General features: G+C 64.4%; 13 protein-coding genes. 6 read left to right on the top strand and 7 right to left on the bottom strand.

Translation table 11 applies throughout. From position 1 onward, the window contains the following. Window positions 1-20: 20 nt before the first annotated feature. On the bottom strand, window positions 21-140 hold the full coding sequence (locus tag OPIT5_15310; protein AHF94421.1) for a hypothetical protein: 120 nt from the start codon (window positions 138-140) through the stop codon (window positions 21-23). A 215-nt stretch (window positions 141-355) separates the two neighbouring features. Here OPIT5_15310 and OPIT5_15305 point away from each other — a divergent pair, with 215 nt between their 5' ends. Together OPIT5_15305 and OPIT5_15300 are read left to right on the top strand one after the other, a co-directional pair. Then, a complete protein-coding gene (locus tag OPIT5_15305) occupies window positions 356-856 on the top strand; it encodes a hypothetical protein (protein ID AHF91381.1) in 501 nt (166 codons plus the stop codon). Beyond that, the gene (locus tag OPIT5_15300; GenBank protein ID AHF91380.1) at window positions 853-1,146 is read left to right on the top strand and encodes a hypothetical protein; all 294 of its coding nucleotides are present in this window, start codon (window positions 853-855) and stop codon (window positions 1,144-1,146) included. The genes OPIT5_15305 and OPIT5_15300 overlap by 4 nt, the downstream gene beginning before the upstream one ends. Window positions 1,147-1,210: 64 nt before the next feature. Here the strand turns inward: OPIT5_15300 and OPIT5_15295 are convergent, their stop codons facing one another. Further along, entirely contained in the window at window positions 1,211-2,998 is a 1,788-nt protein-coding gene (locus tag OPIT5_15295) for an NERD nuclease (protein ID AHF91379.1), read from the bottom strand. A gap of 175 nt (window positions 2,999-3,173) precedes the next feature. Here OPIT5_15295 and OPIT5_15290 point away from each other — a divergent pair, with 175 nt between their 5' ends. From OPIT5_15290 to OPIT5_15280, 3 genes are all read left to right on the top strand, one after another. Then, a complete protein-coding gene (locus OPIT5_15290) occupies window positions 3,174-3,851 on the top strand; it encodes a hypothetical protein (protein ID AHF91378.1) in 678 nt (225 codons plus the stop codon). Between the two features lie 325 nt (window positions 3,852-4,176). Beyond that, entirely contained in the window at window positions 4,177-5,754 is a 1,578-nt protein-coding gene (locus OPIT5_15285) for an MFS transporter (protein AHF91377.1), read from the top strand. A gap of 42 nt (window positions 5,755-5,796) precedes the next feature. Continuing rightward, window positions 5,797-5,961 (top strand): hypothetical protein, encoded by a 165-nt coding sequence (locus OPIT5_15280; protein ID AHF91376.1) that lies wholly within the window; start codon window positions 5,797-5,799, stop codon window positions 5,959-5,961. Between the two features lie 240 nt (window positions 5,962-6,201). Here OPIT5_15280 and OPIT5_15275 read toward each other — a convergent pair whose 3' ends face one another. The 5 genes from OPIT5_15275 to OPIT5_15255 all read right to left on the bottom strand — a co-directional run bounded on the left by OPIT5_15275 (window position 6,202) and on the right by OPIT5_15255 (window position 12,507). Then, a complete protein-coding gene (locus tag OPIT5_15275) occupies window positions 6,202-6,432 on the bottom strand; it encodes a hypothetical protein (GenBank protein AHF91375.1) in 231 nt (76 codons plus the stop codon). Window positions 6,433-6,970: 538 nt separating this feature from the next. Next, on the bottom strand, window positions 6,971-7,738 hold the full coding sequence (locus tag OPIT5_15270; GenBank protein AHF91374.1) for a hypothetical protein: 768 nt from the start codon (window positions 7,736-7,738) through the stop codon (window positions 6,971-6,973). Between the two features lie 82 nt (window positions 7,739-7,820). Next, a complete protein-coding gene (locus tag OPIT5_15265; GenBank protein ID AHF91373.1) occupies window positions 7,821-9,473 on the bottom strand; it encodes a hypothetical protein in 1,653 nt (550 codons plus the stop codon). Window positions 9,474-9,847: 374 nt separating this feature from the next. Continuing rightward, a complete protein-coding gene (locus OPIT5_15260; protein AHF91372.1) occupies window positions 9,848-10,639 on the bottom strand; it encodes an RNA pseudouridine synthase in 792 nt (263 codons plus the stop codon). An 83-nt stretch (window positions 10,640-10,722) separates the two neighbouring features. Next, window positions 10,723-12,507, bottom strand: coding sequence for a peptide synthase (locus OPIT5_15255; GenBank protein ID AHF91371.1), 1,785 nt, complete (start codon window positions 12,505-12,507; stop codon window positions 10,723-10,725). Between the two features lie 198 nt (window positions 12,508-12,705). Here OPIT5_15255 and pgi point away from each other — a divergent pair, with 198 nt between their 5' ends. Next, window positions 12,706-14,283 (top strand): glucose-6-phosphate isomerase, encoded by a 1,578-nt coding sequence (gene pgi, locus OPIT5_15250; protein AHF91370.1) that lies wholly within the window; start codon window positions 12,706-12,708, stop codon window positions 14,281-14,283. Window positions 14,284-14,299 lie beyond the last annotated feature (16 nt).

Genomic DNA, 14,299 nt, shown 5'->3' with positions numbered 1-14,299 from the left:
TTAATGTGGTGTTCCGTTTATCATAACATCGTATAATTTTTCCTGACGTTATTCTTGCGACTGACCATGGATGTGATAATCGAACGGATACACTCGCGCTGGTCCCCGCCGGGCGCCCCCGCGACGAGCAGGTGAGGCATCCCGGCCAGATCGCAAACGAGAGGTTTGCCTGAAATTTCGCTCCCCGGAATGACGGGAATTTCAGCCCGGATTGCTGACTTGTTTCCGGCCCCGATGCCATCCCTTGCTCTACAACCATGATCTTCGCCTCGTGTGGACATTCTCCGGAGCATACCCGCCTTGCCTAGACAGGCGGTGTCCATCCGAGGCACAGCCTTGCGGATTTTTCCGGCAATTGTCCGCTCCCGGACACCGCCTGTCCACCCCGCCCGGTAAAATCGACCGCGAACCGATCCCGCCTATGTATGTTTATTCCGGAAAGACCGACCTTGTTTTTACCTTACTGCTCGCGCTCGTGCTCGCCTGCGCGTGGGGAGAGTGGGGATGGGGGAGCGGAGTGGCGCTGTCACTGCGGGTTCTTGCCTGCGCGCTGCTCTGCCAGTCCGCTGTCGATGCGTGGCGGGCAAACCGCTGTCTGTGGAAGGCGCTGATCGCGTTTCCGGCCAAACACCTTCTGGTGGCATCCCTGGTTGCGTGCGGGATCCTCGCCCTCGGCGGGGCCATGACCCTTGCCTCGGGGGAAGTGAAGGAAGACCGCGGCAAGCATGTCGCAGTGACCGGAGCCGGTGCCGCCGGATTCCTGATCGTCCTGTACTGGATCAAAAAGCTCATCCGTCCGCCTGCTTCGGGAAACGCGGTCGGCAGCGAAAGGCGCGCAGCGGAGGTTGAGGGATGAAGGTGTGGCTGGATGATGTCCGCGAGGCCCCGGAAGGCTGGCAACGTGTCTTCTGGCCGGATGAAGCCATCGCGCTGCTCCAGAGAGGCAGCGTGACCGGGATCAGCCTCGATCACGATCTCGGCGACGACACGCGCGGCACCGGCTACGACGTGATCGCGTGGATCGAGGAAGCCGTGGCCGTTCGCGGCTTTGTTGCACCCGAAATCCGGATACACTCGGCCAATCCCGTCGGGCGCGAGCGGATGTTGCGCGGCATCGCGGCCATCGAACGGATATCCGCATCCTGAAAAGCAGCCGCCAGCCCCCCCTCGCCCCCGGACGAACAATCCCCACAGGCACGGAGGCATGTGGCTACGTCGCGGCGGACGCCGTTGCCTGCGGTTCAGTCCGTCCCGATGACAGATTCGCACTTTGGGCGGCATTTTGGAGATACTCCCGGATGGTTTTCAGGTCCCCGCCGGAGCCGACCATGTGCAATTCGTTTTTGGGCCGGCTGAGCGCGACGTAGAGTTCCATCCGGCTGTCCTCGACAGAGATCTCCCGAAGCCCCCAGACGATAACGATGGGGGCTTCCAGTCCCTTGAAACGTCCCGCCGTGAGCACGCGGATTTCCTTGTCGGCAGGCTGGGTGTTTTTCACGAAGCGGAGGCCGTTCGCCATTTTTTCGGCTTCGATTTTTTTGAAGAAAACCGGGTAAAATTCGTGACGGACAAAGAGGACCACGATGTCCTGCGGTCTGATGCCGTCTTGCGTGATCAGGCGCGTGACGAGCGTCTTGATTTGTTTGATCTGTTCGGCCGAGCCCTCGGCCTCATGCCACGCAACCGGGACTCCCTCGATGGCCGGCGCATTCAGTTCGCCGCCGGTGAACAAGGGGCGCACCACGGAATGGATTTGCGCGGTGTTGCGGCAGTTTTCGGTCAGCGAAAATTCGTCGGCCGGACCGATCGGGAAGTTTTGCGTTTTGCGATAAATCTGCTGGTTGCGGTCGTAGAAGAGGTAAAGCGGCGTCTTTTCCGGGTCGGTCATCATGCACTGGAGCGGAAACCAGAACTCGTCGGCAAAGTCCTGCGCCTCGTCCACGATGATGGCATCGAACTTCACTTCGTGCTCTCCGAGCAGATGGCAGAGCGCGGCGGGAAACTGGATATTCCAGAGGTCGGAACCGGATTGGCCAGGGTGTTCCCGTTGAGCGCGTTCGAGGTAGTCGCCGGGGTATTGCTCGAAGAGCCGGCCGCAAAACGAATGGAAGCTGCCCGTGGTGACCGGAAGCGCAGGATCGACGACAGCGGCAAGGTGATCACCCAGGGCATTGTTGAAAACGAGCAGGAGCGTTCTGAAGCCGTTGCGGGCCAGTTCGTGCGCTTTTTCAAGCGCGAGCAGGGTCTTGCCGGTGCCGGCTCCCCCCGCGATGCCGACGCGACGACGCGAACCGAGCCATTTGAGCAGATGGAACTGCGCCTGCGTGAGTTCGATGCGTTTTTGTTCTTCGTCGGAAATGCGGGCGGCGGCGGTGGGCAGTACGGCAAAGCTGCGGGCGAAGGTTTTTTCGACAAGGGCAACGCCATGTGCGCCAGGTTCGCAGCGGACCTCGGACCGGGCTCCGGCAAAATCCCACGCGCGGCGAATGGCGCCCTCAACGTGTTCGCGCGGGAGATGGGCGAGGGTCAGGATGATCTCGCGCGGCCGGTCGGGGCCGATCAGCGCGTCGGGACTGACGAGGTCGGGGAACCAGACTGCGTGACCGACGCAGACAGGACCCCGCACCAGCTTGTCCCAATCCGGCTGTTTGCGCAGAAGGGCCAGTATCTGATGCTTGGCATTTTTGGCCTGATCGAAGGGATTTTTGATGGGATTGACACGCCCCTCGCGATCCTGGCTGGTCCATTCGCCGGTGTCGCCATCGTATGCGATGCCGCCGCCCTTGACCTCGATCACCAGAAGGCCGAGACGCGGATGAACCAGCAGAAAATCGGCCTCTCCATCCTGCGCGTGGTCGCCGGGGGCGCGGGCGATCCAGGATACGGAATGGAGCACGACAAAACCGGATGGCAGGCCGTGGCGAAGCGCCTCGTAAACCTTTCGTTCGCCGGCGGAGCCAACCATGTGAGCGAGCCGCGAGCCGTAATCGGGGATCATCGTTGCCATGAGGAAAGGATGTGCAGCCAGAGGGATACCAGGCAATGCTGCGTATCCGTCGCTCAACATTCTTGCGATCTTCCGACTGCCAGCCGGAATCATTTCATAATGATTGCGGAGGATATCCGCCGAATCCATTCCGACGATCCATCCGTTTTCCATTTTCCATTTTCCAATGCCCACCCAGACCCGTGAAGTCCGACCCAGCCAGAAACCCGGCCATGTGCAGACCTCCGCCGGCGTGCTCCTCGCCATTCCCGGCGGCTGGGCGCTGCTCCCGCCCGGCGACGCCGCGCTCAGCCGTCGCATCAAGGCCGACGGGCCGACCTGGACCGTCCTCGAACTCAAGGGCAACAAACGGTTCTCGCGCGGCATCTGGGCTCCCGCCGACCGCATCGACGCGCTCCGCGCCGGACTCGCCGCCGAGCGCACCGACCCCGCGTATCAGAAAAAGCTCGACGCCGGCCGCGCCCGCCGGGCCGCACAGCAGGAAGTTTACGCGGAGGATTTTTGCCAGGCGGTCGTCAATTTTCTCGCTTTTCATCCCCGCTACCGGGAACTGGCCGTGCGGCTGGCGCGCGCCATCACCGACCACGCCGTGCCGGTCGGCAGCGGCACCGTCGCGCGCACGGAGCGCATCCCGGTCGAACAGCGCGCCGAGGCGGCGACCCTCGCCTGGATGCGCCACCAGACCACCGCCTACGACCACATGACGATCCCGCGCGTCAAGGGCATGCGCCGCGAAGTCCGCCGCATGCTCGCCCAACGCTCCCGCCAGTTGCTCGCACAGTATCGCTCCGGCTCCGATCCGGACGCCGCCCGCTGCCCCCTGCAACAGGCGCTCGGCGCGTAACGCCATCCGGAGGCGAGACCCGAAGAGCGGACTTCTCGCTCCGCTGCACAGGGCGCAGCCATGCCCGCGCACACAGGCAAAACGCCCGCTTTCTTGCCAGTGCCGGATAAGGGGCACGCCCCCCCGGCAATCTGGACAAAACCGATAACGCCGGAAATGGCCGGGACGCATTTTCTGGTCATCCGGGCCGGATTGCCGCAACGCATAAGGCGTATCCCGGAACCAATATCACCCGGGCGCGACACAACCGACGAAGCAGCCATCTCCCCGCGCGTCTGACGCCCCACATCCTTTTCACCACCTGCCGCCCTTCCTGATCCGCACGATGAGCACTCCCGCTTCCCAGCCCTCTCCCGACCCGGAAAACCGTCCCTCCGCCGCCACTCCCGGCACGACACCGCCACCCGGCCCGGAGCCGAAAACCGAAGCCGCCAGCGTCACCATCGACCCCGTGACCGGCAAGAAACTCTGGTCGGTCGGCACCTTGACCTACACCTCGACCGGCATCGTCGTCCTCTTTCTCTGGCTGCTCTGGGGCGATTTCGCGTGGTCGATGCGCGACCGCTCCGTAGGGCCCATGTCCCAGTGGTATCTCGATGAACTGAAGGTTCCCCAGTATCTTTTCGCCTTGCTGACGGTTTCCTTCCCGGCCGCGATCGGCCTGATCCTCGGTCCGATCATCAGCGTGAAGTCCGATCGCCACCGGGGCAAACGCGGGCGCCGCATCCCCTTTCTCCTCGTCACCACCCCCATCGCTGCCTTCGGCATGCTCGGGCTGGCCGCCACGCCTTTCATCGCGCGCTGGATGCACAATGTCCTCGGCAAGGAACACGCCTTCGGCGGATGGATCCACAACCTGCTCGATGGCACGGCGGGCGGCGCATGGCTCGTCGACCACCTGCAAGACCCCATGATCGTCTCGGTTGTATGCTTCGGCGTGTTCTGGGCGGCGTTCGAGTTTGCCACCATCGCAGGGCAAGCCGTCTTCGGCGGCCTGATCAACGACGTGGTGCCCAAGCCGCTCCTCGGCCGTTTCTACGGACTCTTCCGTGCCGTCAGCCTCATCGACGGCATGATCTTCAACTTCTGGATCATGGGCAAAGTGCCCGGCTACTTCACCCTGATCCTCACCGTCATCGGCGTCTTCTACGGCGTGGCTTTCATGTGGGTGTGTCTGAAGGTAAAAGAAGGCGACTACCCCCCGCCCCCCCCGGTGCCTGCTCCCAAGCCCGGGCACAGCAACAACTGGTTCGCCCGTTTCGGACGGGAAATCGCCACCTATTGCCGCGAGTGTTTTTCCAACCCCTACTACCTCTCGGTCTTCGTGCTCCTCATGTGCGCTACCCTCGCCTTCGCCCCGATCAACATCTACGCCGTACGTTACACCAAGAGCCTGGGCATCAGCATGGACACTTATGGAAAGTGCCTCGCCCTCACTTACCTGATTTCCCTCAGCCTCTCCTGGTTTCTTGGCTGGATGGCGGACAAATTCCACCCCCTGCGCATGGCCATAGGTTTCCTGATCGGCTATGCGCTGGTCACTTTGTGGGGCTGCTTCTTTGCCAAGACCCCGAACACCTATCTCTTCGCGTGGGTGCTGCACGGGGTGCTTTCCGGTTGTTATTTCACCGGAGCGGCCTCGCTTGCGATGCGGCTTTTTCCTCATTCCCGTTTCGCGCAATTCGCGTCCGCCGCCGGCATTTTCGGCTCGCTGGCCAACATGGTCTTCGCGCCGGCTTTGGGCATGATGATTCAGGGCACGGGGACGGCTACGGAACAAAATTACCGGCTGACGTGGATCGCCGGTTGCGCCCTCTCCCTGATCGCCCTGGGCGCCGCATGGTACGTGTACGGCAAGTTCATGAAACTCGGCGGCCCGAAAAATTACGTGGCGCCGGAATAGGCGGGAGCTTTTCCCCGGATTGGCAGAGCTTTTTGACCACGGATTGCCTGGGGCGGCTGTGCCGCTACCGAAGGGACAGAAAGAATGGCCACGAAAAACACGAGAAAACACACCGCGGATGAAATCCTCCATCGCGCTTATAAGCGCGCGGGAGACTCCCGCCGGGCAGAAAGGAATTTTGTGTTTTTTGTGGCCATCCCGGTCTGAATCCGGAACGCATCCGCACCGAGGGCAAGGATGCTGCGACAGCCGGGCCTGTGTCCGTGAAAATCGGTGCAATCCGTGGTCAAAATGTTTGCCGCACAGTGGACCGCGTTACCGGGGAAAATCGTACGCGAAAAGCGCGATCGTTCAGCATCGCACTACAGAGAACAAAACACAGGCACGGAGGCCTGCGCCTACGTAGCAGCGGCAGGCCGGGGCCTGCCCGCGCCATACCGCCAGCACTCAGTCAATCTGGCTGACCGGCTGCCAGTTGCGCATGTTTTTCGGATCGTAGGTCAGGTTGACGACCGCGCGGTTGAATTCCTCCACCGGCACACGGAATCCGTAGTTTTGCCGGTCGGAGCCTTCGTCGCGGGTGCAGATGAGATAATAGCCCGAAGGACGCGAAATCTTGTACCGGACAATGAAGTAGTTGCTCGCGGACGAATCCGGCAAGGCCGGGGGGCTCGACATCGGGCGAGCGGCCGGGGCCGGGGGGCGCGCGGGCGCCGGTTGCGGAGGCGTCGCGCGGGTCGTTGTCACCGGGCGCGGCGCGGGGGCCGGCGCCGGAGCCGCCGGACGCGGCGGGGTCGGGCGACTCTCGGGAGGGGTTACGCGCGCGGGCGCCGCGCTCTGGGCCGGTACGCGAGGCGTCGGAGGAGGCGGGGCGGCCGGAGGAGGAGCCGGCGTCGGCTCGGGCGTCGACGGGAAGGGTTGCAGCCGGGGAAAGGCGATCGCCGGCAAACCGGAACCCCCCGGGGTTTGCGGAGCCGGAGTCCAGGGCGTGACCGAACCGGGATTTTCCGCGCTGGCCGATGGCGCACTGCCGTCCGGAGGAGGAGCGGCCGGATTCATCACCCGCCAGATCAGGTATCCCGCCAGCAGCAACAGCAGCAGCAGAAAAAGCAGAACGAAACAGCCTCGCTTACGGGATTTTTTGCTCACGGTTCGTAAAAAAAAGAGGCGGTGCTCCCCGGAAGGAAAGCACCGCCAGGAACGGTTTCAGAATAAATCAGAAGTTATAGACAACACGACCAAAGCCCCAGAACTGGCCGTCGCTCTCGAAGGTGCCGTGCAGATTGCTGGTCTCGCTGTACTGCACGCCGAGGATGACGGTGAACTGGTCGTTGATCTGATACGGCAACTCGGCGCTCGCACCGTAGTAGGTATAGCTTACGTCGGTCTTCACCGGCTTGATGTACGGCGTCATGTCGCTGCCGTCAACGTAGCCGACGAAGGCGCTGAGGCGCAGGCTCAGCTTGTCGATCAGATGGCGGGAATAACCGGCGGAGACTTCCGCGGTGAACGCCTTGCGGTCGGTATCGAAGTAGAGATAGCCGGCCACGGCCAGGCCGCGCACCTGCGGGATCGCTGCGGTGAGGCCGAAGTAGGGTTCGAAGGCATCCTTGATGGTGCTGTCGAGCTTGTTCGGGTAGTAATAATAGGTGAGACCGAAGTCGTAGGTCAGCCAGTCGTTCAGCTTGTCGGTGATGCCGAGGTAGACGTCGAACTCGCTGTTGTCCGCGCTCGAGAACGGCTGGACGGTGTAGGCGCCGACGTAAATCAGCTGCTCGGGTAAATCGACCTTGAAGCCGCCGGTGAAGGCCTCGTTGGAACGTTTGATGCCGCGGAAGACGTGCTTGGTGGTCACGCCGGCATCGGCTGTGTATCCGATCGGCAACTTCTGGCTCGTCTCGTAATTGGCAGGGATGTCCTGCGCAACAAGTCCTGACAGTCCCAGCGCAAGCACCGGGAGAAGGAGTGTGGTTTTGGTTCGCATGGTTTCTTGATTGGTATGGAGGGAGGGAAGCGAACGGCGGAGAAGAATCCCCGCCGTTCGCAGATGATTCATTTACCGGTGATCAGTAAACGAAGGTGGACTCGTCCTTGATCACGGGCTCGTCGAGGAAGGAGCTCATGAATTCGAGACGGGCGCGACCGGAACCGGGGTTCACACCCTGGGCTTCGATGCGGAGCTTGGTGCCGCGGCGAGGATCGAGGAGCACATCGGGGAAGGTCACCGTCTGGCCGTCGATGGTGCCCTGCGCATCACCACCGGTCGAGATCGGGCGGAGCTGCTCGCTGAGGGTGACCTTGATCTGGCCGTTGACGGGCTTGAAGGTGCCCTGGTTGGTGATCTGGATCTCGTAGGTCGTGGTCTGGCCGACGCGGACCGGGTCGACGGTGTCGATGATCTCGGTGCGAACACCGGGAGCGCCTTCCCATTCGGTGCGAGCCTCGGCCCTGGCGGTGAGGGTCTTGCCGGTGATGGCGGAGCCGGTGGCGGTGGCGCCGTTGACGGTGTCACCCGGGTTGATGTTGGTCAGCACCACGGTGTAGGACTGGGCCTGGCCGGCGGCGAGGCTCGGGATGGTCCAGGTGAGGCGGCCGCCCCTGGCTTCGGTGGCGGGATCGGTCTGGACAACCGAGGTGCCCTTGGGCAGGTCGTCGGTGACCGTCACGTTGCTGATGGTGGTGTTGCCTTCGTTACGCACAACGACCTGGTAGGTGGCGTTCTTGAAGATGTAGGTGCGGGGCGTGCCGGTCTTGGTGATGCCGAGGCGGGACTCGACGATGTTGAGCACGCTCCGGGCCTGGACGGGCTGGCCTTCGGCGAAGGTGGCGCTGGCCACGTTGGTCAGCTCGCCGCCCTTGCTGGCCTTGGCGACAACGGTGATGTCGCGGCTCTGGCCGGGGGGAAGATCACCGACTTCGGTGGTGAGGTTGCTGCTGCTGGTGAGGCCATCGGGCAGCGTGTCGGTCACGACCACCTGGTGGGCAATGGCGGTGCCGGTATTGCGCACGGTGATACGGAAGGGCACGTCGTCGCCGAGTTCGGCCGTGGCGGGACCGGTCTTGACGATCTCGAGTTTGGGTGAACCGGCGAAGAGCGGCAGGACGACCACAGGATCGACACACACGCTGCTGCTGGTGACGAAGTTGCCTTCGGTCTGCGGACGCACGGTGACGAGCAGGTCGCGAACTTCGCCCTTGCTCTGCGCATCCCAGTTCCAGCGGAGATCATTGCCGCTGACCCTGGCTTCGGGTTCGGTGCCGACGAGCTGGAGCCCCTCGGGCAGGTGTTCGACCACCGAGATGTTGGTGATGTTTTCCAGAGCCGTCACACGGAGGCGGTACTGGTATTCGCCGCCCACCTGGGTGGAAGAGACGAGGGTCTTGTCGACGGTATAGAGGTTGGACCTGAACTGTGAACCGGCGGTTGCGGGAGCAGCGGTCTGGGGTGCGGCGGCGGCGGCCGGAGCGACCCTCGCCGGCTCGGGCGCCGGAACGGGGGCTTCCGTGTGAACGGGCGCCGACTGGGCCGATTGCGCCGGAGCGGCGCCGACGATGTCGGTCGAGGGCAACGACGGATAGTTTTGCGAGGGCGGATTGGCCCGATCACTCGGGCGTGTCTGGGCCTGGAGGTTGGTGACGGAGACCGTCACAAATCCGAGGACAGCAGCAGCAAGGGTGCTGCCAAGGAGGGACCGCTTAAGGTTCATTTTTTTGCTCATGTGGTTCTAGTCGTTGAGTATACCTGAATCCGAGTGCCAAGTGGCACCATCGTCAATTTCTTGTCCGGCGGTGCAACGGTTTTTCCATAATAGGGACTGGGCAAAAAACGCCTAGTCAGGTAAACGCCTGATGCAAATGCAAAATCCTGCCAAAACATATATTCATCAGTTATGATGTAAATATGTTATGTATTTTTATACTCGTCGGCCCCTTGTACCGGTGATGCGGCTTTCCTTTTTGCAGAGGGGGTCGGTATTCATTGAATTCTCTCATGCGGACGGGCGACGTCATCGGTTCTGCCAGAGCAAAATCTGCACAGCGGGCGGCTGTCCCGCCGCCAGGCCAAGGCGTACCGGAGAATGCGAAGGCCGCTTCAGCGCCGGGGCCGGTATTTGCGGAGGTTGCGCAGGGCGATCCCGAACTCGCCCGGGAGAGGGGCCTCCATCGTCACGGGCTCGCGCGTCACCGGGTGGCGGACCGCAAGGGAACTGGCATGGAGCGCGAGCCGGGCGATGAGCGGTTTCTCGTCAGCCCGTCCTTTGTAACCGCGCTTCAGGTCGGACAATTTCAGGATGGCCCCGGGCACGCCGTAAAACGCGTCGTTGAGGATCGGCGCGCCGGCGGCAGCGAGGTGCACGCGGATCTGGTGCGTGCGTCCCGTGAGCGGGCGGCATTCGACGAAGGCAAAGCGTCCGAACCGCTCCAGCGTGCGAAACCGGGTGGCGCAGGCCTTGCCGCCGCGTTTGCGGAAAACGCGCATCCGGCCGGGCCGGGCCTCGTCCGCGCCGAGCGCAAGCTCCACCGCAAACTCGTCCGGCAGCAGCCCCTGCGCATCGCGGATGACGGAGCCCACCTTCATCGCCTCGTCCGGCGGCATCACCACGACGAGCGCGTGGTAGATCTTGGTCGCCGCCTTGCTCTGGAACTGGCCGCTGAGAACGTCGAGCGCGGGTTTGTTGCGGGCGCAGAGAAGCACGCCGCTGGTGTCGGCATCGAGGCGGTGAACGTTGGCCGTATCGGGACCGTAGCGCTCGTGGACGAGGCGCATGAGGTAGCCGCGTTGTTTGTCCCAGCGATCGGGCGCGACGAGGAGCCCGGCGGGCTTGTCAAACGCGAGCATCGATTCGTCTTCGTAAACAACCGGTGGCAACGAGGCAGGAGGCATGGCGGGAACAAGGCCACAAGGCCAGGCGGGCGGGAAGCCGAAAGAAAGGGAAACCGCCGGGCAGGCGGGCGGGGGCCCGCCCCTCAGCGTTTCGGGTCCGACTCGAAGCCGATCGCCCCGTTTTGCGCCCAGGCCGCCAGCGCGAGCCGGTGGATCTTGGCGTTGTGCCGGACATCGACCGGAAATTTTTGATGGAAATAAAAGACCTTGATCGCCGCCGTGTGCGGATGCTCCTGCCCCAGCGCCCGCAATTCGCGAGCCAGCCGGCGGCCGTCCGTCCCCGACTCGACCACGCAGCCGGGCGCCAGCTCCACCACGATCGCCGGGCGCTTCCGCCCGTTCGCCCCGAGGCCGATCAGCGCGCAGCGTCTCACCTCCGGATGCGCCGCAAACACCGGTTCCACCTGTTCGGTGAACAACGTGCCGGCCTCGGTCTCCACGCGCTCGGCCTTGCGCCCGCAAAACCACAGCCGCCCCTCGCCGTCGAGGTAACCGCAATCGCCCATCCGGTGCCAGATCACCTCCGCCCCGGACTCGCCGGCGCCGCCCGCCGTCGCGGCCCCCGCGCGGGGATCGGCAGCGGCACCCGCAACGGCGGCAGGCAACTCGCGGATTTTCGCCGCCGCAGTCGCCTCGGGAAGGGCATCGTACCGGAGCGTGACCGTCGGCCCGCTCACGATGATCTCGCCCACCTCGCCCGCCGGCAGTTCCCGGGCGTCGTCGAGCGAGGCCAGCGGCGCATCGGTGAGCGCGATGATTTTCACGCGGTTGCCCGGCAGCACCCGTCCCGCGCACGTCCCCGCGCCGGCCAGTGTCGCCCGGGCCGTGCCGCCCCCCGTCACCTCGCGTCCCTCGATGCTCGCCACCGGCAGTACCTCCGTGGCGCCGTACGGGCTGTGCAGCGTGCCGTTGGGCAAGACCGTGCGCATCGCTTCCCACAACCACGGCGGCACCGGCGCACCCGCGCACAGCACCCGGCGCACCGAGGGCAGCGTCTGCCCCGTCTCCAGACAATGACGCGCGATTTTCCCCCACAAGGTCGGCGAGCCGAACGAATACGTCACTCCCTCCTGCCGGATCGCCTGCACCGCCCGCGCCGGATCAAACGTCGCCGGCTTCGACGGATCGACTTCCGGCACCACCGTCGTCGTCCCCAGCGCCGGATTGAACAACGCGAACACCGGCAGGAACGGCAAATCCACCTCGCCCGGCGCGATCCCGTACGTGTTGCGCACCAGTTCCACCTGCGCCGCGAACATCCCGTGCGTGTAGACCACGCCCTTCGGCGCTCCCGTGGAACCGGAAGTGAACAGGATCGCCGCCGTCTCGTCCGCCGACACCGCCGCGCACGGGGACGCCTCCCCTCCTCCCCCGCCTGCGCCGGTTGCCAGCCGCGCCGTCATCCGGCCGGAGGCGGGCACCCGGATTTTCACCGAACGGAATGCGCGCCGGAAAATCCGGCTCGCCAGCCGCGCCGTCGGAATCCCCAGCAGCACGCGAGGTTGCGAACGCGCCACCGCGGCCAGAAAGGCTTTCCGTCCCATGCCCGGATCGATGACGACCGGCACCGCGCCCGCCCGGAACAGGGCGAACACCGATGCGATGAGCGGCAACCCCGGCCGCACCATGACGAGCACGCGATCCCCGCGCACGACGCCCTGGTGGCGCAGCCGCTCGCCCCACGCCTGCACTTCGGCGGCGAGTTCGGCAAACGAGAGCACGAGATAATCGATACGACCGTCTGCGGACACACCGCGCGGCACCTTGAGCGCCGGCTGATCCGGCTGGTGCGCCGCCATCCGGTCGAGGTGACGGGCGATGTTGGGAGAAGCGATGTCGGGAGAAGCGGGCACGGAAAAAGCGGACACTATTTCCCCGCTCCGGGAAAAAGTTCAAGACACAGGAGATAACAGGTTGCAGAAACGCCGCCAGAAAGCCCCTGCTCCGCCCGGGCTGCGCAGGCATGCACAAAATCAGCCTGCATTCCGCGCTCCACATCCTGGCAAAATTCTCCACAATCCATCCTTTCCTATTCCGCATTCCGAAATTCGCACACCGCATTTCACATGTCCTGGACACGCTTCAAACAACACAATTACCACAACGCCTCGCTCGGCCTCTCGCTCGATATCAGCCGCATCCCCTTCCCCGACGATTTCCTGGCCGGCAAGGAGGCCGAAATCCGGAAAGCGTTCGCCGCCATGGCGGAGCTGGAGAAAGGCGCCATCGCCAATCCCGACGAAAACCGCATGGTCGGCCACTACTGGCTCCGCAACGCCGCCCTCGCCCCCACACCCGGGCTCCGCGCCGCCATCACCGACACCCTCGCCGCCATCAAGGCCTTCGCCGCCAAGGTCCACTCCGGCGAAATCACCGGCTCCACCGGCAAGGAATTCACCCAGCTCCTCGTCGTCGGCATCGGCGGGTCCGCCCTCGGGCCGCAACTCGTCAACCACGCCCTCGGCCGGCCCGGCCGCGACAAGATCGCCGTCCACTTCTTCGACAACACCGATCCCGACGGCATCGACTACGTCCTCGACACCCTCGCCGGCAAGCTCCCGCAAACCCTCGTCGTCGTCATCTCCAAGTCCGGCGGCACCGTCGAGACCCGCAACGGCCAGCTCGAAGCCGCCGCCGCCTTCAAGGCCGCCGGCCTCGACTACACGAAGCATTTCGTCGCCGTCACCGGCGACGGCTCGAAGCTCGACCAGACCGCCCGCGCCGACGCCTGGCTCGCCCGTTTCCCCATGTGGGACTGGGTCGGCGGCCGCACCAGCGAACTCTCCGCGGTCGGCCTCCTCCCCGCCGCCCTCCAGGGCATCGACATCGACGCCCTCCTCGCCGGCGCCGCCGAGATGGACGCCGTCACCCGCTCCGCCACGACCGCGGAAAACCCCGCCGCCCTCCTCGCCCTCATGTGGCACTTCGCCACCGGCGGACGCGGCGCGAAGGACATGGTCGTTCTCCCCTACAAGGACCGCCTCCTCCTCTTTTCCCGCTACCTCCAGCAACTCGTCATGGAGTCGCTCGGCAAGGAGCTCGACCTCGCCGGCAACGTCGTCAACCAGGGCATCGCCGTTTACGGCAACAAGGGCTCCACCGACCAGCACGCCTACGTGCAGCAACTCCGCGAGGGCGTGAACAACTTCTTCATCACCTTCATCGAAGTCCTCAAGGACCGCCCGGCCGCCACCTCGCTCGAAGTCGAGCCCGGCATCACCGCCGGCGATTACCTGCAAGGATTCTACCTCGGCACCCGCGACGCCCTCGCCGAAAAAGACCGCGCCTCGATCACGATCACCGTGGCCGACGTTTCCCCGCGTACCCTCGGCCAGCTCATCGCGCTCTACGAACGCGCCGTCGGCTTCTACGCCACGCTCGTCGGCATCAACGCCTACCACCAGCCCGGCGTCGAGGCCGGCAAGAAGGCCGCCACCGGCGTCATCGAGCTGAAGAAAAAAATCACCGCCGCCCTCGCCGCCGCACCGGCCCAAACCTTCACGGCCGAATCCCTCGCCGCCGCCATCGGGGAACCCGAACGTGCCGAACCTGTCTGGAAGATTCTCGAACACCTCGCCGCCAACGGCGGGGCGAAAAAAACCGCACAGACACCTTGGCACGACAGCACCTGGTCCGCCGCCTGAAGCGACCGGTTGTTGC

The sequence above is a fragment of the Opitutaceae bacterium TAV5 genome (assembly GCA_000242935.3).
Classification (GTDB): Bacteria; Verrucomicrobiota; Verrucomicrobiia; order Opitutales; family Opitutaceae; genus Geminisphaera.
The sequence above is the reverse complement of the archived record's forward strand: the minus strand, read 5'-3'. Positions and strand labels throughout refer to the sequence as shown.

Coding starts and splice junctions, on each gene's coding strand:
- OPIT5_15310 (AHF94421.1), bottom strand. CDS start 140: ATGCCTCACCTGCTCGTCGCGGGGGCGCCCGGCGGGGACCAGCGCGAG.
- OPIT5_15300 (AHF91380.1), top strand. CDS start 853: ATGAAGGTGTGGCTGGATGATGTCCGCGAGGCCCCGGAAGGCTGGCAA.
- OPIT5_15295 (AHF91379.1), bottom strand. CDS start 2,998: ATGATCCCCGATTACGGCTCGCGGCTCGCTCACATGGTTGGCTCCGCC.
- OPIT5_15290 (AHF91378.1), top strand. CDS start 3,174: ATGCCCACCCAGACCCGTGAAGTCCGACCCAGCCAGAAACCCGGCCAT.
- OPIT5_15285 (AHF91377.1), top strand. CDS start 4,177: ATGAGCACTCCCGCTTCCCAGCCCTCTCCCGACCCGGAAAACCGTCCC.
- OPIT5_15275 (AHF91375.1), bottom strand. CDS start 6,432: ATGTCGAGCCCCCCGGCCTTGCCGGATTCGTCCGCGAGCAACTACTTC.
- OPIT5_15270 (AHF91374.1), bottom strand. CDS start 7,738: ATGCGAACCAAAACCACACTCCTTCTCCCGGTGCTTGCGCTGGGACTG.
- OPIT5_15265 (AHF91373.1), bottom strand. CDS start 9,473: ATGAGCAAAAAAATGAACCTTAAGCGGTCCCTCCTTGGCAGCACCCTT.
- OPIT5_15260 (AHF91372.1), bottom strand. CDS start 10,639: ATGCCTCCTGCCTCGTTGCCACCGGTTGTTTACGAAGACGAATCGATG.
- pgi (AHF91370.1), top strand. CDS start 12,706: ATGTCCTGGACACGCTTCAAACAACACAATTACCACAACGCCTCGCTC.